Origin of the sequence: Streptomyces viridifaciens, from assembly GCF_001888885.2 — a bacterium.
In the GTDB taxonomy this organism is placed as follows: Bacteria; Actinomycetota; Actinomycetes; order Streptomycetales; family Streptomycetaceae; genus Kitasatospora; species Kitasatospora aureofaciens.
Map to the genome: position 1 here is coordinate 1,062,751 of NZ_CP090840.1, position 23,612 is coordinate 1,086,362.

Consider the following 23,612-nt stretch of genomic DNA (forward strand, 5'->3'; position numbering starts at 1 on the left):
CCCTGCGGACCTTCCCCGGAGCGCCGCACGTCTTCCAGGGCTTCGCCCCGCTCGTCGACGAGGCGGCGCAGGCCCTCGACCAGGTCGCCGCCTTTATCAACGGCCATGTCCAGTCGGACGGACGCGAGACCGGCGTGTCCGAGGTTTCCGAGCTGCCCTGCGCCTGACCGGCTGACGGGCCGGAGCGGCTGCGCGCGCCGCTGCGACCCGTCCTCTACGGTCGCAGGATGACCGATCGGCCTGTAGTGATCCGTCCTCCCGAGACGCTCCTGGAGGAGCCCGGGAAGCGGCTGTCCCATGGGGGCGTCCTCGACACGCCGTCGGGGTTGTTCACCGTTCTGGTCCTCGAGTGTCCGAGTCCGCCGGCGCCCGAGGAGTCGGTGCCGTCGTGGACCGTCTACCTGACCGAGCCCGGTACCCGGCACGCCGTGCTCGCGCTTCCGCGGGCCATGGCCGCCCCGGACCACGGCGTCCACTTCATCGCCTGCAGCTTCGGTCCGGTGCCCGACCCGACTCGGATGCTGATGGTCGTGCAGCACCGCGATCTTCCCCGGGTGCGGACCGTCGACCTGCGTACACTGCCGTCGGCCGGGCACGGGGCCCTGTCCTGGCTCGCCACACCTGGGGCGCTGCGGGGGACCGGACCGGAGCCCGCCCACGTGTGGCACTGCGGGCTTCTCCGGACTCCCTCGCTGGTCTTCACCCACCTGGAGGCCAACCCGAGCGTGCCGGACGCGCTCGCGGCGCCGGGGTGGGAGCTCTCGCCGTACCGGAGCGGGGGCCGCTCCGGGCCGCTGGCCGCCGACTTCACGCCCAGCCGGCTCCTCCACGGCACCTCGACCGGCGGGGACCGGTTCTCCAGCTACGACGCGATCTTCGAAGCACCGGAAGCCGCCGCGTCCTTCACCTGGACCTGCGTCCCTCTCGAACTGTCCACCACCCAATCGACACGGGGGTAGGCCGGAGGGCGGCGTCGGACACGCCCCGAACACGCGTGAGCCGCGCGTAGAGGGCCCGGGCCGCACCCGTGGCTGCGGGGACAGCGACCGAAGCGACCGAAGGCCCGGCTTCCGTCGGGCGTTGGGCGCGCAGGAGGTCTCCGGTACCGCGTCGCCCGTAGCGGTACCGGCGGGCCGACCCCGGCCCTGTCGGGTGTCGGGGAGGGCGCCACCGGCCGCGATGATACGGATCCCCGACGACCGACCGAGCGGCCAGCAGGTCGGAGGGCAGGGTGTCCTGACCGACCGGTCCCGGGCCGCCTGGTGTCGGGGAGGGGCGCCGTACGCCGGTGGCGAGGTCCCCAGGTCGACGAGCGCGGGGCCCCTGCCACTCCGCCGGCGCGGCGCGGCAGGGCCAGCCAGGTCACACGGGTGGCGTGAGCTGGCAGACCACCACGAGTTCCAGACGCGGGACGCCCTGGTAGGAGGTGCCGTCCAGGTAGAGCACCTCGGCGGCACGGACGAGTTCGGCGGCCCGCTCCTCGACCGCAGTGAGGAAACCGGCCGGGCATCCGGCGGTGACGTGCTGCTCGCTGGGAAGGTACTCCCAGCTCCAGGTCACGTATTCACCGCCGCGTAGGCGGCGCGGTAGAGCTCGGCGACGACAGCGGCGTGCTCGCGGCACTCCTGGGCGGTGCCGGCGTGGTTGGCGAGGTAGTTCGCCCGGTGGTAGACCTGCGCGGTGGCCGGGTGCCGCTCGATCTCCACGACGGTGGCCCAGTGCGCGACGAAGGCCCGGATCGGCTGGACGCTGCCGGTGGTGATGGCCTCGGCCATCGCCCTCGTCTGCCCGTCGATCATCTCGGGGAGGCGGTCCGCGGCGACGACGGCCAGGGCGGCCTTGAGCGCGGCCGGGCTCTGCTCGGGCCGGGGGATCAGCTCGACTCCGTCGTGCACGGGCTGACTCATGGTGTCACTCCCCTTCTCGTCTGCTGCGAGACTACTCGCTCCGCGACGTACGGTCGGCGCCCTCATGCGGCACCCGAACGGGTGCAGGCTCCGCGGACGAGCGGTGCGCAGCGGGGTCGCCCCGGCCCGGGTGCCGCGGGCGGCCGGGCCGGCTGCGCGGTGGGCCGGTCGTCGCGCCGGGTGGGCCGGTCGTCGGCCCACGGGATGCTCAGAGCAGGGCGTCGGTGTCGACGGGCCCCGCCGTGATGTGCAGGCTGCGGATCCGCGGTGCCGCTTCGTCGCTCCGGTCGAGGTGGAAGATGTGCGTGAACGGGGCGCACACGACGGTGTCGGGCTCGGTCTTCTTGGCGACGGTCGCCTCGCCCCGAAGGATCAGCACGTCGCCGACGGTCCACGTCTCGATCACCTCGTGCGTGGTGACGAGCGGGGCGTCGATCCTCACGAAGAAGTCCTTGATGGCCTCGACTCCGTGCACGCGGGCCGTGCCGAAGATCATCTCGGTGTCCTGGTCGAGGTGAGTGGCGAACGCGGTCGCGAACTCGAGGGTGTCGATCTCGTGCAGGAAGTCGTTGATCCAGGCGGGGGCTCCGCCGTGGCCGGTGATGGTGGCGGTCATGCTCGTCAGATCCTTTCCAGCGCGGGCGGCGCGGGCGGCGCGGGCGGCGCGGGCAGCTCGGCGAGGAAGGCGTCGATCTCGGCGTTGACCGCCTGCGGGTTCTCGCGAGCGGCCAGGTGGCCGGTGCGCAGCAGCACTTTGAAGGTGGCGGTGGGGATCGCGTCGGCCATCCGGCGCACGGCGTGCACGGGGAACTGGCTGTCCTCCTCGCCGGCGATCACGAGGACGGGCACGTCCTTGATCGTGGCGAGCAGGCGGTGTTCGTCGCGGCGGCCGATCAGGATGCTGCGCAGCGCCCAGGCGACCGACTTGGGGTCGTTGGTGAGCACGAACTCCAGGAACTCGAGGAACTCCGGGCGTTCGGCCTCGGCCGTCGGCCCGGCGAACGCGCCGCGGGCCGCCTTCAGGGCCAGTTGCGGCATCTTCGAGTTCAGCGACAGGTAGCCGGCCAGCGCGGTGGCCCAGATGCTCTCGAAGGTCGTGGGGAGCGAGGCCGTGCAGTTGATACCGACCGTCCCGGCCGAGCGGTCCGGGTGGTAGGCGGGGAAGACGCCGGCGAGCATGCCGCCCCAGCTGTTGCCGATCAGCACCGCCTTGTCGATGCCGAGGGCGTCCTGGACCTCGACCAGCGCGTCGGCGCACTGCTCGAGGTCGATGATCCGGCGCAGGGCGTCGGACTTGCCGTGTCCGGGGCTGTCGAGGAGCACCACGCGGTGGGTGGGGGAGAAGTGCTCGTACTGATGGCGCCACATGGTGCCGTCCATCATCAGGCTCGGCCAGAAGATCAGGGCCGGGCCGTCCGCCTTGCCGCCCTCGCGCACGTTGATCAACCCGAGCGAGGTGGGGACGAGCCGCTCGGTAACGCCGTCGAGCCAGGTCGTGGTCATGACGTTTCCTCCCGCTATGGGGGTCGTTCCCCGGCCCCTTACTGGAAGCGTATTGCCACTAGTTCTCATCTGCAACCAGTGGGATCAGGTTCGACGCCTGGATCGGCTGATGGCAGACACCGCACGCCAGGTAGGGCTCGGTCTCCTGGCCGCACACGGTGTGCAGCAGTGGCCGACGCGGGCCGGCGCCGGCGGCCTGCGCATCCGGCCCGCGCTCCTCGGCCCAGCGGGTGATCGCCACGATCGCCGGCACGACCAGTTCGCGAGCGGTGTCCGAGAGCTCGTACTCGAACCACTGCTTGTCCTCGCGGTAGGGCCGCCGCGTGAGCAGGCCCAGCTCGGTCAGGGCGTTCAGGCGCGTGGTCAGGATGTTCGCCGAGATGCCCAGCGCCCGCTTGAGTTCGCCGAACCGCGCGGTGCCGAAGAAGACCTCGCGCAGGATCTGGTAGTTCCAGCGCTCCGAGATCGTCGCGAGGAACGCCTGGCCGTGCTGGAACGCGACGGGTTTCGAGTCGTTCGTCATGGCACCTCGTAATTTCATTTCGAGACTGGTTTCACCACGATGCTAGTGATGGTCCGCCTGGACTGCGGCCGCGCGGGAAGTCGAGATGCCGATCCCCCGGGAACGGTCGGACCAGGTGTCCGATCGCGTTCAACCCGTCGGCGGCGCCGGCGCCGTCGCGTGGCCCGCTCCGGCCGGGCCGGGCAGCTGCTCCCGGTTGCCGGTGGGGAACGGCCCACGGGCGCCTTGGTGGCCGTCGGGCCAGGAGCCACCGCGGCAGCGAGGCCGTCAGGCCAGGAACCCCCGCAGCAGCGAGGCCGTCGCGGCGAGGTGTTCCTCGGTGGCGCGCCGGGCGGCGTCGCCGTCGCCGTCGAGGATCGCCCGGACCATCGCCCGGTGCTGCTCGGCGGCGTGCTCGATGTTGCGGTCCAGCATGGGGATCGCGTTGAGCAGGTCGTTGAGGCGCATTCTGGCCTCGGCGATGGCCGCGGCGAGGGAGGGGGAGCCGGTGAGCTCGCCGATGGCGAGGTGGAAGCGAGAGTCGAGCTGGCGGTACTGCTCGGCCGGGGCTGCGTCCAGTTCGGTCAGCCGGTCCTCCAAGTGAGCGCGCTGCTCGGGGGAGAGGGGGCGCCGGGCGGCGGCCTCGGCGGCCCCGACCTCCAGGACCTGCCGGTAGGTCAGCGCGTCCTCCAGGGCGCCGCCGAGGTCGCGGGCGGCGCGGCGCAGGTCGGCCACGTCCGGTTCGGGCATCCGGTAGGTGACGAAGGTTCCGCCGTAGCGGCCGCGGCGGGGGGCGACGCAGTCGGCCTGCTGGAGCGTGCGCAGCGCCTCGCGCAGGGTCTCGCGGCTGACACCGAGCCGGGCGGCGAGGTCGCGTTCGGCGGGCAGCCGGTCGCCGGGGCCGAAGACGCCGAGCTTGATCGCCTGGAGCAGCCGCTCGACGGTCTCCTCGAAGGCGTTGCCGGTCCGGATCGGGCGGAAGATCGTCCCGGTCTCCCAGTCGAGCCGTGCCTGCTCACGCGTCACGTCCACGTCCACGCCGGAATCGTACCTGCGAACGGATCCCACGCACTCGTTCCCGTCCCACCCTTGACGCGGCCGCCGTCCAGCCGGAACGATGCTGCTCACCCACCCAATGGTCCGACTTCAGACCATTGACGAGCCGTCAGACCGTCGAACCCGCCGGGGCGGGTGCGCCACGCCGTCGTGGCCGCGTGCACCCGGCACACCCTCAACCCCCAGGGGTGCCCATGACCGACGCACGCTCACCCGACCACCCTGGCCCCGCCGTGTTTCCGGTGGACTCTTCCCCCGTTTCCGCCGACGAACAACGCCTCCGCGAGCTGGGCTACACCCAGGAGCTGGCCCGCTCGATGTCGGGCTTCTCCAACTTCGCCGTCTCCTTCTCCATCGTCTCGATCCTGTCCGGCTGCCTGACCCTCTACGGGACGGGGATGAAGACCGGCGGCCCCGCCCTGATCATCTGGGGCTGGCCGGTGGTCGGCCTGCTGACGCTCTGCGTCGGCCTCGCGATGGCCGAGATCTGCTCCAGCTACCCGACGGCCGGCGGGCTCTACTACTGGTCCGCCAAGCTGACCCGCACCCGCGGCCCGGCCTGGAGCTGGTTCACCGGCTGGTTCAACTTCCTCGGCCAGGTCGCGGTGACCGCCAGCGTCGACTACGGCGCCGCCTTCTTCACCAACGCGTTCCTCGAACTGCGCTACGGCCTGGCGGCCACCCCCGCCCACACCATGGAGATCTTCGCGGTCATCCTGCTGGTGCACGGCCTGCTCAACACCTTCGGGGTGCGCCTGGTCGCCGTCCTCAACAGCGTCTCCGTGTGGTGGCACCTGGCCGGCGTCGCGATCATCGTCGGCGCCCTCGCGCTGCTGCCCGAGCGGCACGCCTCCGCCTCCTCCGTCTTCACCGAGTTCGTCAACCGGACCGGCTTCCACAGCCAGTTCTACGTCGCGATGCTCGGCCTGCTGATGGCCCAGTACACCCTCACCGGCTACGACGCCTCCGCACACATGACCGAGGAGACCCAGGACGCCGCCCGCTCCGGCCCGCGCGGCATCGTCAACGCCATCACCGTCTCGCTGGTGGCGGGCTGGATCCTGCTGCTCGGCATCACCTTCGCGATCCGCGACTACGACGGCGCGCTCGACAGCACCACCCAGGTCCCGCCCGCGCAGATCTTCATCGACGCGATCGGCTCCGGCGGCGCCCAGTTCCTGCTGCTCATCGTCATCGGCGCCCAGTTCTTCTGCGGCATGGCCTCCGTCACCGCCAACTCGCGCATGATCTACGCCTTCTCCCGCGACGGCGCGCTGCCCGGCTCCCGCCTCTGGCACCGCATCTCCCCGCGCACCCAGACCCCGACCAACGCGGTCTGGCTGGCCACCGGCGGCGCCCTGCTCCTCGGACTGCCCGCGCTCTGGAACAACACCGCCTACACGGCCGTGACCTCGATCTCCGTCATCGGCCTCTACATCTCCTACGTCATCCCGGTGTACCTGCGGCTGCGCCAGGGCGAGGACTTCCCGCGCGGCCCCTGGCACCTGGGCCGCTGGAGCACGCCGATCGGCGTCGTCGCCGTCGCCTGGACGGCGGTGATCAGCGTCCTGTTCATGCTGCCCACCGCCAGCCCGATCACCGCCGAGAGCTTCAACTACACCCCGGTCGCCGTGGTCGTCGTCGGCGGCTTCGCCGGCGTCTGGTGGCTGGTCTCCGCCCGGCGCTGGTTCACCGGGCCGCACGTCAGCACCACGCCGTCCGCGCGCCCCGGCCTCCCGACCGGAGGCCCGGTGAGCAGCCCGCAGCCCACCCCCGACACCGAACCGGAGACCCGATGACCACCCCCCGGCTCACCCTCGACGAGCTGCGCACCCGCGTCGCCGACGGGTCCGTCGAGACCGTCGTGCTCGCCATGACCGACATGCAGGGGCGCCTCCAGGGCAAGCGCGTCGCCGCCGACTACTTCCTGGACGACGTCGTGACCGGCGCCGCGGAGGGCTGCGGCTACCTGCTGGCCGTCGACGTCGACATGAACACCGTCGACGGCTACGAGGTCTCCTCCTGGGACAACGGCTACGGCGACCTGACCCTGCGCCCCGACCTGACCACCCTGCGGGCCGTCCCCTGGCACCCCGCCACCGCCATGGTCCAGTGCGACGTCGTCCACCACGACGGCACCCCCGTCGCCGTCTCCCCGCGGCAGGTCCTCCGGCGCCAGCTCGACCGCCTGGCCGGCTACGGCTGGCAGGCCCAGGCCGCGACCGAGCTGGAGTTCATCGTCTTCCGGGACAGCTACGAACAGGCCTGGGACAAGGACTACACCCGCCTCACCCCGGCCAACCAGTACAACGTCGACTACTCCATCCTCGGCACCGGCCGGATCGAGCCGCTGCTGCGCCGGCTGCGCAACGGCATGGCCGGCGCCGGCCTGACCGTCGAGTCCGCCAAGGGCGAGTGCAACCTCGGCCAGCACGAGATCGCCTTCAAGTACGCCGACGCCCTCACCACCTGCGACAACCACGCCGTCTACAAGACCGGTGCCAAGGAGATCGCCGCCCAGGAGGGCTGCAGCCTCACGTTCATGGCGAAGTACGACGAACGCGAGGGCAACTCCTGCCACATCCACCTGAGCCTGCGCGACGAGCGGGGCGCCCCGGTGTTCGCCGGGGACCGCCCGCACGGCTTCTCCCGCACCATGGAGCACTTCCTCGCCGGCCAGCTCGCCTGCCTCGCCGACTTCGCCCTGCTGTTCGCCCCCACAGTCAACTCCTACAAGCGCTACGTCCCCGGCAGCTTCGCTCCCACCGCCATCGCCTGGGGCCGCGACAACCGCACCTGCGCCCTGCGCGTCGTCGGCCACGGCCCGTCGCTGCGCTTCGAGAACCGCGTCCCGGGCGGCGACGTCAACCCCTATCTCGCGGTCGCCGCCCTGATCGCCGCCGGACTGCACGGCGTCGAGCAACAGCTCGAGCTCCAGCCGGAGTTCACCGGCAACGCCTACGCCTCCGACGCGCCCCGGGTGCCCGCCACCCTGCGGGACGCGGTCGACGCCTTCGAACGCAGCGCCGTCGCCACCGAAGCCTTCGGCAAGGACGTCGTCCGGCACTACACCCACGCCGGACGCACCGAACTCGCCTCCTACGAACGGGCGGTGACCGACTGGGAGCGGCGCCGCGGATTCGAGCGACTGTGACCGGCACCGACGTGACACGCACCGCCCCGACCGGCACCAGCGTGACCGCCACCGGCACGACACCACCCGACGGCCACCGACGACCACTCATCGGCATCAGCAGCTACCAGGACGACGCCGCCTGGTCGGTCTGGAACCAGCGTGCCTGCCTCGTGCCCCAGACCTACGTCGACGCCGTCGTCCGCGCCGGCGGCACCCCGGTCCTGCTGCCGCCCCAGCCCGGCGGGACCGGCCACCTGCTCGACGCCCTCGACGGACTCGTCCTGGCCGGCGGACCGGACGTCGACCCGTCCCGCTACGCGGCGGCTCCCCACCCGCGCACCGGCCCGCCCCACCACACCCGTGACGACTGGGAGAGCCGACTGCTGCACGCCGCCCTCGCCCGGGACCTCCCGGTGCTCGGCGTCTGCCGCGGCATGCAGCTGCTCAACGTCGAACTCGGCGGCACCCTCGTCCAACACCTGCCCGACGACAGCCACCAGATCGTCCCCGCCCGCTTCGTCCGCCACCGGGTCACCCCGGTGCACGGCAGCCGGCTCGCCGCCGTCCTGGGGCCCGCCACCGAGGTCTCCTGCTACCACCACCAGGCCGTCGACCGGATCGGCACCGGCCTCAGGGCCACCGCGCACAGCGCCGACGGCACGGTCGAGGCGCTCGAACTGACCGGACACCGCTTCGCCCTGGGCGTCCAGTGGCACCCGGAGACCGATTCCGACGACCTGCGCCTGTTCCACGCGTTCATCACCGCAAGCCAGAGGGAGACCGCCCGATGACCGAACCGGACCTCTTCGAGGTCGTCAACCCCGCCACCGAGGAGGTGATCACCACCGTCGAACTGGCCGGCACCGCCGAGACCGACGCCGCCGTCGCCCGCGCCCGCGCCGCCTTCGACACCTGGCGCCGGGTGGCCCCCGCCGACCGCGCCCGGCTGCTGCGCGCCTTCGCCGCCGCCGTCGACGCCGACCGCGAGCACCTCGCCGCCCTGGAGGTCGCCAACGCCGGACACACCATCGGCAACGCCCGATGGGAGGCGGGCAACGCGCGGGACGTCATCGAGTACTACGCCGCCGCCCCCGAGCGGCTGTTCGGCCGCCAGATCCCCGTCGCCGGCGGCATCGACGTCACCTTCCAGGAACCGATCGGCGTCGTCGGGGTCATCGTGCCCTGGAACTTCCCCATGCCGATCGCCGCCTGGGCCCTCGCCCCGGCCCTGGCCGCCGGCAACACCGTCATCGTCAAGCCGGCCGAACTCACCCCGCTCACCGCGCTGCGCCTGGCCGAACTCGCCCTGGAGGCCGGGATCCCCGAGGGCGTGCTCCAGGTCCTGCCCGGCCGCGGCCCGGTGGTCGGACAGCGCTTCGTCACCCACCCCGACGTGCGCAAGGTCGTCTTCACCGGCTCGACCCGGGTCGGCAAGGAGATCATGGCGGGCTGCGCCGCCCAGGTGAAGCCGGTCACCCTCGAACTCGGCGGCAAGAGCGCCAACATCGTCTTCGCCGACGCGGACCTCGCCAAGGCCGCCGCGACCGCGCCCTACGCCGTCTTCGACAACGCCGGCCAGGACTGCTGCGCCCGCTCCCGGATCCTCGTCGAACACTCCGCGTTCGACGACTTCATGGCGCTCCTGGAGCCGGCCGTGCGCGGGGTGCGGGTGGGTGATCCGGCCGACGAGAAGACCGAGATGGGCCCGCTGATCTCGGCCGCCCACCGCGAGCGGGTCTCCTCGTACGTCCCGGACGCCTCGGCCGTCGCCTTCCGCGGCAGCGCCCCCGACGGGCCCGGCTTCTGGTACCCGCCGACCGTCCTCGCGCCCGTGCGGCACGAGGACCGCGCCTTCACCGAGGAGGTCTTCGGCCCGGTCGTCGCCGTCGTCCCGTTCCGCGACGAACAGGACGCCCTGCGCATCGCCAACGCCACCGAGTACGGCCTGTCGGGCTCCATCTGGACCAGGGACCTCGGCCGCGCGCTGCGGGTCTCCCGCGGCGTCGAGGCCGGCAACCTGTCCGTCAACTCGCACTCCTCGGTGCGGTACACCACGCCGTTCGGCGGCTTCAAGCAGTCCGGACTCGGCCGCGAACTCGGCCCGGACGCCCTCGACGCCTTCACCCAGACCAAGAACGTCTTCATCTCCACGGAGGAATGATCAGCATGACCCAGCGACTCGACGGCCGCGTGGCCGTCATCACCGGCGCCGGCAGCGGCATCGGCCTGGCGACCGCCCGCCGCTTCGCCGCCGAGGGCGCGAAGGTGGTCTGCGTCGACCTCGACCCCGAGACCGGCGCCAAGGCCGCGAACGAGGTCGGCGGCCTGTTCATCCAGGCCGACGTCACCGACGAGGCCGCGGTGCGCGACCTCTTCCAGCGGGCCGTCGACGAGTACGGCCGCCTCGACATCACCTTCAACAACGCGGGCATCTCCCCGCCGGACGACGACTCCATCCTCACCACCGGCCTGGAGGCCTGGAAGCGCGTCCAGGAGGTCAACCTCACCAGCGTCTACCTGTGCTGCAAGTACGCGATCCCGCACATGCAGCGCCAGGGCAAGGGCTCGATCATCAACACCGCCTCGTTCGTCGCCGTGATGGGCGCGGCCACCTCCCAGATCTCCTACAGCGCTTCGAAGGGCGGCGTGCTGGCCATGTCCCGCGAACTGGGCGTGCAGTTCGCCCGCGAGGGCATCCGCGTCAACGCCCTGTGCCCCGGCCCGGTGAACACCCCGCTGCTCCAGGAGCTCTTCGCCAAGGACCCGGAGCGCGCCGCCCGCCGCCTGGTCCACATCCCGCTGGGCCGCTTCGCCGAGCCCGAGGAGATCGCCGCAGCGGTGGCCTTCCTCGCCTCCGACGACTCCTCCTTCATGACCGCCAACACCTTCCTCGTCGACGGCGGCATCTCCGGCGCCTACGTGACCCCGCAGTAGCCGCGCCCGCCCGGGAGGACACCGGCGGCACCGCCCCGGCCCCACCCGGCGCGGGTGGGACCGGGGCGGCCGGGCGGCGGTCACGGCCGCCGGGCCGCCCCGGTGCGCGTGGAGCCGCCCGGCGTCGGGCAGCCGATTCCGACGCCGGGCGCCGCGCATCCCTGACCCGGCACGCGGAGGGCCCCGCACCGCCCGGGGCCGTGCACGGCCGGGGCCCCGGGTGTGTCAGTGGTGCGTGCAAGGATCGCCGACATGACCGAAGAGACCTTCGACTGGCGCTCGTTCCTGACGCGGTGGAGCGAGGAATGGGCCGGCGCGTACGGGAGCCCGGACGAGCTTCCGGCCGCCGGCGACGGGGCGGCGTGGCGCGCGCGGTGGCTCGGCTCCGAGCCCGCGTCCGGGGAACGCATCGCGGCGGTCGAGGAGCGGTTGGGGTACCGGCTTCCGCCGTCCTACCGGGCGTTCCTGGAGGTCACCGACGGCTGGCGGCACGCGGGCGGCTTCGTCCACCGGCTGGCCGGCAGCGGTGAGGCCCGCTGGCACGAGGACGCGTTCGGGCTCAGCGAGCACTACGGCGAGGGCGAACTCGAGGGCATGTGGGCGCGCGCTCTCCAACTGGACGTCGAGTCGGACATGACGACCGTCCTGCTGGACCCGCTCGCCGTCGGCGAGGACGGCGAGTGGGCGGTCTACTGCCACAAGTCGTGGGCCCACGGCGCACCCACCAGGTACGGCTCCTTCCGGGAGTTCATGCTCGACATGTACCGGGAGTTCCACCGCCTCACCGCTCGCCGCCGAGGCCCGGCGTTCGTCAACGACACCACCCGTCGACTGGACGCCCAGGTGGAGACGGCCCGGCAGGACGCGCTGCGCGGCGAGCACGAGCGGGCGGCCGCCGCGCTCACCGAGGCCGCCGGATTCGGCCGGCCCCGGGCACACGGCATGGCCGACCAGCTGCGCCGCTTCCACGGGCAGACGTACAGCGTGCACTACGGCGGGTTGGCCCAGGACCCGCTCTACTCCGGCGAGTTCGTCCCCCTCCTGGCGGTCGAGCACGTGGAACGGAGCTGGGACGCGGCCTCCTGGACCAGGCAGATGAGCTCCGGGTCCGACGAGTACCGGGAGGCGGCCGAGGAGATCCTGCGCGAGGTGACGGAGCGGACGTTCCGCTACACCGCCGGAGGTCCGTTCGGCGAAGCCGTCGAGCGGGCCCGCGAACAGGCCCGCTGGGGGCGGACGGAGACGGCCTGGCGGACGCTGCTCGCCGCGATCCCCCGGTGGGCACCGCTCGGGCCCGACCACCTCGCGCCGGTCGGTCTGCTCGCCGACCCGTTCCTCGGTCCGCTGATCACACCGGACCGGGGCCGGGAGCTGCTGGCCACCCCTCGGGGCCCGGAGGCGGTGGAGCACAGCGGGGAGGCCGACGAGGCCCGGGAGGCCGAACCGGCGGACGGTCTCGTCTGGTTGGCTGATCCGCCGCCGAACAACAGCCGCCCCGAGTCGTACCGCTTCGTCCTCGTGGAGGAGGCCGGACCGGCCGAGCTGCCCGCGCGGCTGGGCGGTCAGGACGCGGTGCTGGACGCACCGGTGACGTACTGGGAGCTCAACCGGCGCAGGTTCGGGGGAAGGGTGAGTTCGACCTACGAGGACTGCGCGGTCGTCACCGTCGGCCACGCGGGCGACTCGCGGTGGAGCTTCGCCCTGGACCTGTTCGCGCAAGGTCACATCGCCTCCCGCTTCGTGTCTCCCGCCGTCGCCGCCTCCCTGGGCGCGGCCCCGCGGGGCGCGGCCTTGCCGGACGGCACCGCGCCGTCCGGGGCCCGGGCTGTGGTGGTGTGGTGCGTACCGGAGCGCGGACTGTTCCACCTCTCCGTCGCCGAGCGGGGCATCGAGCGGTACGCCTTCACCGTCGACGGCCCCGAGGTCCGCCGCAGCGGCGGCCCGATACCGCCCGGGCTCGACCCGGACACCCTGTTCACCGCCCCGGCCGCTCCCGGCGAGGGCGCGTTGGACCGTACGGGCGAGCGCCGGGCGCTGACGGCGATCGCGGCCGAGTTCGGTGTGAGCCTGCCCCGGTTCGCGATCACCGAGGGCCGGCTGCACACCTTCACCACCCGCTCCTGGACCCGCCCGCCGGGCCCGGACGAGACGTACCTGGTCGTCACCTTGGGGGACTGATCGGGTAGCCGGTCCGCCACGGGGATGCGATGTCCCCGCCGCCTGCCCGCACAGCTGCGCCATCCCGCCGACGCCGGTCCCACCGTCGCCGAGCTCCTAGCCGTCCTCCTGCCCCGGCCCGCCGACGGCCGGCGCGCCTTGCCGTCGACGGCCCTGGAGCCGACGCGGCAGTGACCGCCACCGCGGGCCCGTGAACCGGGGGGACGCCGGATTCCGCGGCACGCTGCCGGCCCGGCCGGCGGCACCCATTCCCGCGCGGGACGGGACGGCGCCGGCAGCTGCGGGGCATGACCGACACGCATGCCCTGGCGCCCCGGCAAGCCCTCGACGTGCTGCCGGCCGGCAACGGGCGGTTCGTCAGTGGGTGATCAGCAGGCGGGGTGCCGGACAGGCGTGCTGAGGTGCCGTCAATGTCCGGTCGGGTCCGTGAAGGTGGCGGAGAGGATCCGGTTGACCAGGGCGAGATCGTTGCCGCCGCCGGTGGTGGGGTTGAAGGAGTACGTCAGGCGCCGGCGCAGGTCGCGGGTGGTGAACATGCCGTCGGTGTATCCGAAGGTGCTGCCGGTCTTTCCCCACACGGTCACTCCGTTGGGGAGGGTCGCGCGCAACAGGCCTGCGCTGTAGTAGGCCCGGCCGTGGCCCGGGTCGTGGTCGGTGCCGCCGAGGTAGGGGACGTCGGGGACCTCGAAGAGCTCGGCCTGTTCGGTCGGGGGGAGGAGCCGTCCTCGGAAGAGGGCGGTCAGGAAGCGGTCGAGGTCAGCGGTGGTGGAGACCATGCCGCCGGCGCCCGGGTTCTGTTCGGTGATGTCGACCAGTTGCGTTCCGCCGGCCGGTTGCGGCACGGCGATGTAGCCGTGGGAGTGGGGGCCCGGGATCGTGGTGCCGGTCTCTGGGGCGGTGGTGTCGCGCAGGTGCAGCGGCTGCACGATGCGGGTGGTGATCTCCTGCTGGTAGGGGTGCCCGGTGAGGTTCTCGACCAGCATGGCGGCGACGTAGTAGCCGGTGGCGCCGTAGACCTGCATGCGGCCCGGGTCGCTGAAGGGACGCTCGTGGCGGACGGCCTTGGCGACGAGTTCGGCGAGCGGGTGGTCGTCGAAGCGGTGCTCGACGATGCCGTCCGGGGTGGTGGGCAGGTCGTCCGCGGTCAGTTCGGGGAGGCTGCTGGTGAAGTTGAGCAGGGTGCGGACGGGGATCGGCGGGTAGCTGTCGGGCAGGACGTTCGGCAAGTAGCGCTGGACGGGCTGGTCGAGGTCGACGCGGTCCTCGGCGGCCAGTTGCAGCACCACGGTGGCGATGAAGGTCTTGGTGACGCTGCCGAGGCGGAACCGGCCGTCGACCGGCACCGGCGCCCCGGTGGTGACGTCGGCGGTCCCGTACGTCCCGGTCCAGTGACCGTCCGGACCGCTCACCCGCGCCAGCACGCCCGTGACCCGGTCGGGCGCACTGGACAGTGCCTGCTGCAAGGCCTTCGGATTCAGGTCCGGCAGCTGGTCACGGGTGTGCTCGACAGACACCGCGGCCCGGGTGGCGGGGGCCGCCACCGCCGGGACAGCCGTGCCCAGCGCCACCGCGGTGAGCAGCGCGCAGGCGAGCGCCGCCACCGGCACCCGCCTGCGCCGGGCAGCTGTCGCCGTGGTTTCGGCGTCGGAAGAAGAAGGCTTGAGAGTCATGCCCACGACCGTGCCGTACAGCCACGGTGCGACTCATCAGGGATCGCCCCCGACAACACCCCCATCGATCCCTGAGACCGTCTCAGCCGCCACGGCCGGCCGGACAGGAGATCCAGTGGGTGCAGGGCCGGTAAGGGGTGTTGCCGTCGGTCGTGCACATCTAAAGCTGGTGCACTCCGTCACCGCGGTACATCGACTGCGTGGCGGTTTCCACGGCCGGCGGCCGGGGCTGCGGTGGAGGCCGGGGCCGCGACCGCGGCGGGTTCGTGCCCGACTCTCAGGCGCCGTCCAGGCGGGGGAAGACGTACTCGTCCAGGACCAAGCCCAGCGCGACTGCGGCCGGGACCGCGACCAGGGCCCCGACGAGACCCAGGAGCGCGCCGCCCAGCAGGACCGCGATCACCGTCACGACCGGATGCACGTCGACCACGAACTTCATCGCCCGAGGCATGATCAGGTAGTCCTCCAGCAGCCGGAAGGCGATGTAGAAACCGGCGGTGGCGAGGGCGATCGGCAGGGACACCGACAGTGCGACCAGACTGACGACGATGCCTCCGATCGTCGAGCCGACCATGGGGACCAGGTCCATGAGGGCGACGAAGACCCCGAGCGCCCCCGAGTAGGGCACGCCGGTGGCCGCGCACCAGGCGAAGGTCGCCAGACCCGCGACGGCGGAGGTCAGCACGTTGCCCAGCATGTAGCGGCCGGTCCGGCTGAGGATCTCCTCGGTGATCTCCTCCACCCCCGCGCGACGGCTGCGCGGGACGAACCGGTAGCAGAACGCCTTGATGTCCGGCAGCGCCGCCATGACGTACAGGGTGACGCTGATGACGATCACCGCGTCCGTCACGGTACTCAGCAGGAGCCGGCCCGCGCCGAGCACGCCACCGAAGAGACCGGAGGCCGAACCGCCGGAACCCAGCTGCTCCTTGGCCCGCTCGACCAGGTGGTAGTGGTCCTCGATCCGGCCGAGCGTCGACTGGCGGTCGTGCAGCTGCTGGAGCCAGCCCGGGACGGCGTCGACCAGCGCGCTCACCTCCTCACCGACCGGCGGGATGACCACCGCGAGCAGACCGGCCAGCACCGCCGCCAGCCCTGCGACCACGACGGCCACCGCCCGTCCCCTGCGCAGGCCGCGGTGCTCCAGCCACGTGACCACGGGTTCCAGGCTGACCGCGATGAACACGGCAAGGAGCAGCAGCGTGAGCAGGGAGGTGAGTTGGAGGACGGCGTCCACCGCGTGCCACGCCAGCAGCGCCCCCACACTGAGCGCAAAACCCACCCGGAACCACGACTTCACCCGCGGGGCCCTGCGCCCGGTGGTCCTGATCCGGGCCCGCGGTCCGCTGGCCCGCCTGCCCGGCGGCAGATCCCGGGGGTTGATGCCTGGGGGCGCCTCGTCCACGGCTGCTCCTCGGTCTCCGGTTCGGTCGGCAGTCGGCTGACCGCTGGTTGCCCGTCTGCCCGCAGTGCCTTCGGAAAGCGCCGCTGCCGGCTCGGGGTTCGGAGGCGGGCGGGCTCCATGCCTGCGGCCCCGGGGTGCTGTTCCCCTCGGAGCGTTCGGCGCGACGACCGGACACCGCCCAGCGGTCCGCACGTTTGCGGCGCCCGGTGGACGCGGCGACGTGTCGTGCACACCGGTGTGCACGACACGTCGCCGGTCCCGCGTTCGTCCGGGCCCTACCAGCGGTACCAGCGGCCCCGGCTGCCCGATGCGCCGGTGCCACGGGCCACGAACCCGAGCAGCCACACGACCAGGACCACGATCGCCACCCACCACAGGGCCTTCAGTGCGAAGCCGGCACCGAACAGGAGCAGAGCCAGTAGCAGAACGAGCAGAAGGGGAACCATTTCGACCTCCGTAGTCAGCGTCAGCGATCCGGTTGCCCCGCGCCACGGAACATATTCGGAGGAATATCCCCACCGGACGGGGGCAGTCGGCGGAGCAACGAAGTTCCGACGAACCGGAGGCCGGGATGAGTGCCAGCGACAAGATCGAGAACGCCGCCGAGAAGGCCAAGGGCGCGGTCAAGGAAGGCGTCGGCAAGGTGACGCGCAACGAGCGGCTGCAGGCCGAGGGCAAGGCCGACAAGGCCAAGGGCGACGTCAAGCAGGCGGGCGAACACGTCAAGGACGCCTTCAAGGACTGACCCTTCACGGTCCGCGGCGGTGGTCCCACCCGACTCCAGGGCGGGACCACCGCCGCGCGCTTCGTGGCAGGTCCGGCGTCACGGCCCGTCAGGCCGGCTCCGGCAACCGCCCGCCCGCCGGAGAACCCCAGCGTGCGTCGGCCTCGTCGATCAGGTACCGGAGTTCGTCGAAGACCCCCGACCGGGCCCGAGCCGCCACTGCGAACATGTTCGTTACGATCGGACGATGACTGCGAGAAGAGAGCCGATCAGCCGCCGGGAGCGCCCGGCGAAGCCTGCCCTGTCCCGACGCTGGATCGTGGACACCGCCGTGCGGATCATGCGGGCGGAGGGGCTGGGGAAGGTCACGATGCGCCGCCTGGCACAGGAGCTGGATACCGGGCCGGCGTCTCTGTACGTCTACGTCGCCAACACCGCCGAACTGCACGCGGCCGTTCTGGACTCCCTGCTCGGCGAGGTCGACCTGACCGGGCGTGAGGGCGGCGAGGACTGGCGCGAGCAGCTCCGTGCCGTCATGGCGTCGTACACCCGAGTGCTGTTCGAGCACCCGCAACTGGCACGGGCCGCGCTCGTCGCCCGCCCGAGCGGGGAGAACTACCTGCGCCTGGTGGAGCGCATCCTCGATCTCCTCTCGCGGAGCGGCGCCGCCCGCGAGCAGGTCGCCTGGGGGGTGGACAAACTGCTCCAGGACGCGACTGCCACGGCCGCCGAGCACTCGACGCGTGAGCACGACCCCGCCTCCGAGGACGACTGGAACGCCACCGTGCGTGCGCTGCACGCCGTGGACGCCACCACGCACCCGGCGATCACCGCGCACATGCCCGCCCTGATCGGTGGCTCGGTGGCGGAGAGGATCCGCTGGAGTTTCGACGTTCTCGTCGACGGCATCGTTCACACCCCTGTCCCGGACGCGCTGGACTGATCCCCCGGCGGGGCGGCCGGCCCCGGCGACGGACGTGTCCGGGGGGACGGCGGGAACGACAGCGCTCCCCAGCGCCCGTCGCGGGACACGAGAACCATCGGGCGAACTTGTTCGCAACGAACATGTTCGTTACGGTGGGCGGAGTGAACGAGGCGTTCCTCGCTTCCTCGCCTGCCCGCCGAGCGGCCACCCCCACCGGGAGCCCTGCGGCGCACGCGGTGATGACCCGGCGCGCCGAGGTGTTCCCCCTATCCGCTTCAGGAGGCCCCATGAGCACCAGCCACGTCCCGATCGCGATCATCGGCGCGGGTCTCGGCGGCCTGACCGCCGCCCGCGTCCTGCACGTCAACGGCATCGAGTCGACGATCTTCGAGCGGGAGGCGTCAGCCGCGGCCCGTACGCAGGGCGGGATGCTCGACATCCACGAGAACAACGGGCAGAAGGCCCTGCACGCCGCCGGCCTCCACGACGACTTCCTCGAGATCGTCCACGAGGGCGGTCAGGCCATGCGCCTGCTCGGCGCCGACGGCACGGTGCACCTGGCCGAGGAGGACGACGGCACCGGCGGCCGGCCGGAGGTGGACCGCGGCGACCTGCGGGACCTGCTGCTGGGCTCCCTGCCCCACGGCACGATCCACTGGGGACGGAAGGTCACCGGCGCCCGTGCGCTGGGCGACGGGCGTCACGAGGTGACGTTCGCCGACGGCTCGGCCATCACCACCGACCTCCTGATCGGCGCGGACGGCGCCTGGTCCCGGATCCGGCCCCTGGTCTCGGACGCCACGCCCGTCTACACCGGGATCTCCTTCGTCGAGACCGACCTGTTCGACGCCGACACCCGCCACCCGCGCAGCGCCGCGGTGATCGGCGGCGGGTTCTTCATCGCCCTGGGGGGCGAACACGGTGTCCTCGCGCACCGGGAGAGTGACGGCAGTCTCCACGTCTACACGGCGCTCAAGGTCGACGAAGGCTGGCTGGACACGGTCGACTTCACCGACCACGCAGCCGCCAAGGCCGCGGTGCTCGCCCACTTCGAAGGCTGGGCCGAGGACCTGCGCGCCTTGGTCGCGGACGCGGAGACGATCACCCCGCGCCGTATTCACGCCCTGCCCGTCGGGCACCGCTGGGACCGCGTCCCGGGCGTGACACTGCTCGGTGACGCCGCCCACGTGATGTCCCCCTTCGCCGGGGAGGGCGCCAACCTCGCCATGTTCGACGGCGCCGAACTCGCCCTGGCCATCGCCGCCCGTCCCGGCGACACCGAAGCCGCGCTGGCCGCGTACGAGGAGGCCCTCTTCCCGCGCAGCGAGGCGTCCGCCGCCGGGTCCGCCGCCAACCTGGACACGATGTTCGGCGAGAAGGGTCTGGAGCGGACGGTCGAGTTCTTCACCTCCGGCCCGGAGGCCCAGTGAGGCCCGCGCCGACGGCCACCCCCGCTCAGTCCCCGAACCCCACCCCGCCTCGGCCGATCCGGGAGGAACCCATGACGACGCCCTTTGGCCGCACCATCCCGCTACGGCCCGGCCTGAACCTCGAAGTGCGCGAGGCCGGCAGGGGCGGCAGCCCGGTCCTCGTCCTGCACGGCGGCCCCGGACCGGCCGGCGTCGCGCCCCTGGTCGAACTCCTCGCCTCGGACCACAGGGTGGTGGCGCCCACCCATCCGGGCTGGGACGGCACCGTCCGGCCCGGCGACCTGGACTCCGTGCCCGCACTCGCCGCTGCCCACCTGGGCCTGCTCGGCCGCCTCGGGCTGAGGGACGTGACGGTGATCGGCACGTCCTTCGGCGGCTGGGTCGCCACCCAGACCGCCCTGGACGACCGCGAGGGCCGGATCTCCCGGCTCGTCCTCGTGGACGCCATCGGCCCCGTCATACCCGGCCAGCGGATCACCGTGCCAACCGGTCCACCGGCTCCGGCGTCGCAGGGCGGACCGTCCGCACAGGCGATGGCCGCCCTGCGCGCCTACGCCGGGCCGACCATGGCGGACGCCGACCTGCTGCCCCGCCTCTCCACCGTCACCTGCCCGGTACTGGTGCTCTGGGGCGCCGACGACACGGTCGTCACCCCCGACTTCGGCCGCGCCTACGCCGCGGCGTTCCCCCACGCGCGGTTCGAACTCGTCCCCGGCGCAGGACACCAGCCCATCCGCGAGAAGCCCGAGACGGTCTTCACCCGTCTCGACTCCTTCCTCACCCCTCGCACCTCGGCGACCGGCCACTGAACCCCGGGTGCCGCACGCTGGACGGAGATCCGCGTCCGGGTGCCGGTTGCCGGAACCGCGCCGGCCGGAGTGCCGTTGACGGGCACGATCGTCACGGCCACCAGGCGTGCCCACGGACGGGTCGCGAGGACACACCGGATGAAGACGTCGTCGGCGTCGCCGGTCTCCATGCCGCACACGAGCGGAGGGCTCACCGCACGTCAGGTCTCCGCGCCGGCCGAGGGGGACCTTCGGCCGGCCGTTGCCCGGCCGAGGGGGAAGGTGACGCGGATCCGTTTCCCGCCCTGCGGCAGGGCGTCGATGTGGCAGGTGGAGGCGAGGATCTGGACCAGGGCCCAGCCGCGGCCGCCGGCGGCGGTCGGGTCGCGCCGGTCGAGCGGCTCGCCGACGGGGTGCCGCTCGTCGCCGTCCTCGACGTCCACCACGAGACAGCCGCGCTCCAGGTCCAGGCGTGCGCCGAAGCCGGTCAGCCCACCCCCGTGCCGGTGGGCGTTGACGACGAGTTCGGTCACCGCGAGCTGCGCGTCCGCGAGGAGCCGGCCGAAGTCCCCCTCCAGTCGGCCGAGGAGGTCGGCGAGGTGGGCGCGGGCCTGTCCGGCGGTTCGGACCGGAGGCCGCCCGTGGGTCGTCCCCCTGCGGCGCTCGGGCCCCGCGGGGCCTGTGGCCGGCGCATCTGCAGGAGACATGTGGCGGCCTCGCATCAGGGGGTGGGTGGTGTGCGCGGATCGGTGGGGTCCCGTGCGGGTGCTGCGGCTCGTGTACCCGCTGGGTCCGCCGTGATGCCCGGACGTGCCAGGGGCGATCACGAGCGGCCGGTGCCGTGCCCGAGGAGGACGTCCGCCACGGCCTCGGCGGCGGCCATGTCCTGTGCGATGGTGAAGTGCTTGTCGGTGGAAGGGCACGGGTCGGTACGGCGGAACCGCGCTTTTTTTGGCGCGGTCGGCCGGAAGCGGCGACCGGCCGAAGCCGAGCGGTCGCAGTCACTCGGCCACCGGTCGGGATCGCCTGTCGGAGGGCACCGGTTCCGCTGCGCGGGACGCCGTCAGTGAAGCCGCGGCAGTACCAGGAGGGCGGTCTGCCGGGCGTCCTCGGCCGTGGGCGCCGTGATCTGCACGAGCCTGCTGCCCTTGAGGATGTCGAGCAGGACGAAGTCCCTGGACTCCTCCTGCACGTGGAAGCTGTACGCCGCGTCGGCGAGCCCCGCCTCCGTCGCTGGTTGGCCCTTGGTGCGGTCGACGACGTCGCGGAAGGACTGCCTGTCGTAGGAGGCACGGGCAACGCTGACGTAGAGCTCCGCTTCCTGGTAGGCGCATTCGCTCACCTCCTCCTGCGTGATCTCCTTGGCCGGGCCGGGCGAGCGGTGCAGCACGTCCGTGGCCTGGGAGGCGCTCAGCAGGAGGCAGGGATGACTCAGCGGGTCGGGAGCGGGTTCGGGATCGCCGGCGCATCCGCTGAGCAGCCAGCCCCCACCGAGTAATGCGATCGCCAAGGCACCGGTCGCACGCCGGAGATCGATCCCCTTCACTTCGCCCCACTTCCCCTGCCGTCGAACTCCCAGGCGCAGCATGCAAGGTGACTCCTCTCCCGTCAACAAGCCGTGGTGGCGGGCCCGGACGTCCGGGAACGTGGAGCACCGGCGCGGGACACGGGCGCCGCCTGACAGTGGGGACTCATGAGCGGTTCCCGGGACCGCTGCGTCCATGCCCCGGCCGTCAGGTCGGGTGCATGAAGTGGATGGGCGGGGGTAGCCGGAGGTCGCGGGCAGGGCTGGCGGCGCGCGGGACACCCCCCCGGACACCGCGCGCCGTCAGGTGCCCGGTGCCGTCGCCCGGGGCGGGGAGTCCGCGCGAGTGGGGATTTCGAACCGACCGGCCGTCGGCCCTTCGTCCGCCCGGCGTCGAGGTCCGGGCAGCGGTGTTCAGCGTCGAGCCGGCCTGACCGGTCGGCCCCGACGGGGACCTGGGGGTCCGCCCCTGCGAAGGGGCGGACCCCCAGGTCCCGAACACGACGTCACGGCGTCGGTCCGCCGGCCGACCCATCCGCCCGGTTGACACCGGCGGAACAGGCCCGGAAGCGGCGACGGTACGCGTCAGCTGCGCTTCACCGGGGCCTCGCGGGGAGCCCGCGATCTTCCTCTGGTCAGGGGTTCACCGTCACGGTGATGTTCTCGGGGCTGCCGCCGTTGCCCTGGTAGACCGAGTCGCCGCTGTAGACGGCCGTGATGACGTGCGGGCCGGTGGTCCGGAAGAAGACGACGCGCCCGGCGGCGGCGCAGTTCCCGAGGTTGAGGACCAGGCGCGCGGTGCCCAGAGTCACTCCGGCGGTGGTGTCGGTGAACGTCACCGTGCCGGTGGGCGGGGTCGTGGCGCCCGCGCCGGCCGGGCAGACCAGGTCGTCGAGGACCACCGGTCGGCCGAGCCGGACCTGCTGGGGGATCGCGATCAGACGGGTGGTCACCGGTTTGCCCGGGGTGGGGTAGCTGATGGTGATGCCTGCGGCGGCGCCGGTCACGGCGGGGCCGGTGCCGCCGGCCGGGACGAGGGACGATCCGCCGCCTCCGCCACCAGCGCTCCCGAAGGGGCTGACATTGGCGTTGAGGCTGCCGCCGCCACCACCCCCGTAGTAACCGCCGCCGCCCGCGCCGCCCGTGCCGGCGCCGCCGTCGCCGCCGGTGCCCAGGGTGCCGGGCGAGCCGTTCGTATTGCCGGGGCTGACGCCGCCGGGCCCGCCCTGGGTGGCGGTGCCCGCCCCGCCGCCGCCTCCCCCGGTGCACATCCCGTTCGCACCCGGCTGGCCGGCGTCCCCGCCCTGGCTGCCGCCCGTGCACGACGAGCTGAAGACCTCACCGGCCCCTCCGCCGCCCGCGGCCACGATGAGGCGGGAGTCGGTGGTGGTGAGGGGGGTGGTCCGGGGCTGGGTGCGGACGTCGGAGGCTCCGCCTCCACCGCCGCCGAAGTGGCTGCTGCCACCGCCGTTGAAGCCGCCGACGCACGGCGAGAAGGGGTAGCAGCTGGAGGGGAGCGTGGGGACGCCACCGACCTCGACGTACAGGGTCTGCCCGCCGGACAGCCCGGTGAGCGTGCCCGAGACCTGGGCGCCCCGGCCGCCCGGGGTGGTGTTGACCCCCGACAGACCGCCGGCCGCGCCGATCGCCGTGACGTCGACCTGGCTGACGCCGTTGGGGACGGTGAACGTCTGTTCGGCGCCGGTGAAGGCGAACGTGCAGGTGGTGGTGGGGCCGGAGACCGTACAGGTGCCCTGCGCGCGGGCGGGCACGGACAACGCCACCGGGGCGAGGGCCGCGGCGCCGAACACACCGGCCGCCACGGCCAGCACCCGACCCCGACGCCCGGCAGCGGGCCGGCCGATGGCCCCCGACAGTGAGAACGTCACGCTCAACTCCAAAAGACGGAAGAAGGACTCGGCGAGGTTT

General features: G+C 72.7%; 23 protein-coding genes. 11 read left to right on the forward strand and 12 right to left on the reverse strand.

Annotation, left to right across the window (positions count from 1 at the left end):
- Positions 1–227: 227 nt before the first annotated feature.
- Positions 228–959, forward strand: coding sequence for a hypothetical protein (locus BOQ63_RS04785; RefSeq protein ID WP_143174624.1), 732 nt, complete (start codon positions 228–230; stop codon positions 957–959).
- A 403-nt stretch (positions 960–1,362) separates the two neighbouring features.
- On the opposite strand, the gene BOQ63_RS04790 is transcribed toward BOQ63_RS04785, so the two are convergent.
- The 6 genes from BOQ63_RS04790 to BOQ63_RS04815 all read right to left on the reverse strand — a co-directional run bounded on the left by BOQ63_RS04790 (position 1,363) and on the right by BOQ63_RS04815 (position 4,950).
- Complete coding sequence (locus BOQ63_RS04790; RefSeq protein WP_072653478.1) at positions 1,363–1,560, reverse strand: hypothetical protein; 198 nt, start codon at positions 1,558–1,560, stop codon at positions 1,363–1,365.
- On the reverse strand, positions 1,557–1,907 hold the full coding sequence (locus tag BOQ63_RS04795) for a hypothetical protein (protein WP_030557222.1): 351 nt from the start codon (positions 1,905–1,907) through the stop codon (positions 1,557–1,559). The genes BOQ63_RS04790 and BOQ63_RS04795 overlap by 4 nt, the downstream gene beginning before the upstream one ends.
- A gap of 208 nt (positions 1,908–2,115) precedes the next feature.
- On the reverse strand, positions 2,116–2,523 hold the full coding sequence (locus BOQ63_RS04800; RefSeq protein WP_072653479.1) for a hypothetical protein: 408 nt from the start codon (positions 2,521–2,523) through the stop codon (positions 2,116–2,118).
- A 5-nt stretch (positions 2,524–2,528) separates the two neighbouring features.
- Positions 2,529–3,410 (reverse strand): alpha/beta fold hydrolase, encoded by an 882-nt coding sequence (locus BOQ63_RS04805; RefSeq protein ID WP_072653480.1) that lies wholly within the window; start codon positions 3,408–3,410, stop codon positions 2,529–2,531.
- A 58-nt stretch (positions 3,411–3,468) separates the two neighbouring features.
- The gene (locus BOQ63_RS04810) at positions 3,469–3,933 is read right to left on the reverse strand and encodes a winged helix-turn-helix transcriptional regulator (protein WP_072653481.1); all 465 of its coding nucleotides are present in this window, start codon (positions 3,931–3,933) and stop codon (positions 3,469–3,471) included.
- A gap of 267 nt (positions 3,934–4,200) precedes the next feature.
- On the reverse strand, positions 4,201–4,950 hold the full coding sequence (locus tag BOQ63_RS04815; RefSeq protein WP_232543296.1) for a FadR/GntR family transcriptional regulator: 750 nt from the start codon (positions 4,948–4,950) through the stop codon (positions 4,201–4,203).
- Between the two features lie 335 nt (positions 4,951–5,285).
- Between BOQ63_RS04815 and BOQ63_RS04820 the strand changes: the two genes are divergently transcribed.
- The 6 genes from BOQ63_RS04820 to BOQ63_RS04845 all read left to right on the forward strand — a co-directional run bounded on the left by BOQ63_RS04820 (position 5,286) and on the right by BOQ63_RS04845 (position 13,216).
- Positions 5,286–6,767, forward strand: a complete 1,482-nt coding sequence (locus BOQ63_RS04820; RefSeq protein WP_107488460.1) for an amino acid permease — start codon at positions 5,286–5,288, stop codon at positions 6,765–6,767.
- Entirely contained in the window at positions 6,764–8,122 is a 1,359-nt protein-coding gene (locus tag BOQ63_RS04825) for a glutamine synthetase family protein (protein ID WP_030557231.1), read from the forward strand. The genes BOQ63_RS04820 and BOQ63_RS04825 overlap by 4 nt, the downstream gene beginning before the upstream one ends.
- A gap of 41 nt (positions 8,123–8,163) precedes the next feature.
- Positions 8,164–8,895, forward strand: a complete 732-nt coding sequence (locus BOQ63_RS04830) for a gamma-glutamyl-gamma-aminobutyrate hydrolase family protein (RefSeq protein WP_072653865.1) — start codon at positions 8,164–8,166, stop codon at positions 8,893–8,895.
- Positions 8,892–10,265 (forward strand): aldehyde dehydrogenase family protein, encoded by a 1,374-nt coding sequence (locus tag BOQ63_RS04835; RefSeq protein ID WP_030557235.1) that lies wholly within the window; start codon positions 8,892–8,894, stop codon positions 10,263–10,265. Before BOQ63_RS04830 ends, BOQ63_RS04835 begins: the two co-directional genes overlap by 4 nt.
- Before the next feature lie 5 nt (positions 10,266–10,270).
- Entirely contained in the window at positions 10,271–11,038 is a 768-nt protein-coding gene (locus BOQ63_RS04840; RefSeq protein ID WP_030557237.1) for a 3-oxoacyl-ACP reductase, read from the forward strand.
- A 252-nt stretch (positions 11,039–11,290) separates the two neighbouring features.
- Positions 11,291–13,216, forward strand: a complete 1,926-nt coding sequence (locus BOQ63_RS04845) for an SMI1/KNR4 family protein (RefSeq protein ID WP_072653485.1) — start codon at positions 11,291–11,293, stop codon at positions 13,214–13,216.
- A 407-nt stretch (positions 13,217–13,623) separates the two neighbouring features.
- On the opposite strand, the gene BOQ63_RS04850 is transcribed toward BOQ63_RS04845, so the two are convergent.
- The 3 genes from BOQ63_RS04850 to BOQ63_RS04860 all read right to left on the reverse strand — a co-directional run bounded on the left by BOQ63_RS04850 (position 13,624) and on the right by BOQ63_RS04860 (position 16,737).
- Entirely contained in the window at positions 13,624–14,886 is a 1,263-nt protein-coding gene (locus BOQ63_RS04850; RefSeq protein WP_079183402.1) for a serine hydrolase domain-containing protein, read from the reverse strand.
- Between the two features lie 277 nt (positions 14,887–15,163).
- Positions 15,164–16,291, reverse strand: coding sequence for an AI-2E family transporter (locus BOQ63_RS04855; protein WP_360334014.1), 1,128 nt, complete (start codon positions 16,289–16,291; stop codon positions 15,164–15,166).
- A 275-nt stretch (positions 16,292–16,566) separates the two neighbouring features.
- Entirely contained in the window at positions 16,567–16,737 is a 171-nt protein-coding gene (locus BOQ63_RS04860; RefSeq protein ID WP_030557243.1) for a hypothetical protein, read from the reverse strand.
- Between the two features lie 125 nt (positions 16,738–16,862).
- Between BOQ63_RS04860 and BOQ63_RS04865 the strand changes: the two genes are divergently transcribed.
- The 4 genes from BOQ63_RS04865 to BOQ63_RS04880 all read left to right on the forward strand — a co-directional run bounded on the left by BOQ63_RS04865 (position 16,863) and on the right by BOQ63_RS04880 (position 20,179).
- Positions 16,863–17,036, forward strand: a complete 174-nt coding sequence (locus tag BOQ63_RS04865; RefSeq protein WP_072653486.1) for a CsbD family protein — start codon at positions 16,863–16,865, stop codon at positions 17,034–17,036.
- Positions 17,037–17,262: 226 nt separating this feature from the next.
- Entirely contained in the window at positions 17,263–17,958 is a 696-nt protein-coding gene (locus BOQ63_RS04870; RefSeq protein WP_030557245.1) for a TetR/AcrR family transcriptional regulator, read from the forward strand.
- Positions 17,959–18,227: 269 nt separating this feature from the next.
- Positions 18,228–19,370, forward strand: a complete 1,143-nt coding sequence (locus BOQ63_RS04875) for an FAD-dependent oxidoreductase (RefSeq protein ID WP_072653487.1) — start codon at positions 18,228–18,230, stop codon at positions 19,368–19,370.
- A 71-nt stretch (positions 19,371–19,441) separates the two neighbouring features.
- Positions 19,442–20,179 carry an alpha/beta fold hydrolase gene (locus tag BOQ63_RS04880; RefSeq protein WP_079183403.1) on the forward strand — a complete coding sequence of 246 codons (738 nt, stop codon included), beginning with the start codon at positions 19,442–19,444 and terminating at the stop codon, positions 20,177–20,179.
- Between the two features lie 200 nt (positions 20,180–20,379).
- Here BOQ63_RS04880 and BOQ63_RS04885 read toward each other — a convergent pair whose 3' ends face one another.
- The 3 genes from BOQ63_RS04885 to BOQ63_RS04895 form a co-directional block, all read right to left on the reverse strand.
- Entirely contained in the window at positions 20,380–20,865 is a 486-nt protein-coding gene (locus BOQ63_RS04885) for an ATP-binding protein (protein ID WP_107488422.1), read from the reverse strand.
- 356 nt (positions 20,866–21,221) lie between these two features.
- Positions 21,222–21,668 (reverse strand): hypothetical protein, encoded by a 447-nt coding sequence (locus tag BOQ63_RS04890; RefSeq protein WP_143174625.1) that lies wholly within the window; start codon positions 21,666–21,668, stop codon positions 21,222–21,224.
- Positions 21,669–22,318: 650 nt separating this feature from the next.
- Complete coding sequence (locus BOQ63_RS04895; RefSeq protein WP_072653489.1) at positions 22,319–23,572, reverse strand: glycine-rich protein; 1,254 nt, start codon at positions 23,570–23,572, stop codon at positions 22,319–22,321.
- Positions 23,573–23,612: the final 40 nt, after the last annotated feature.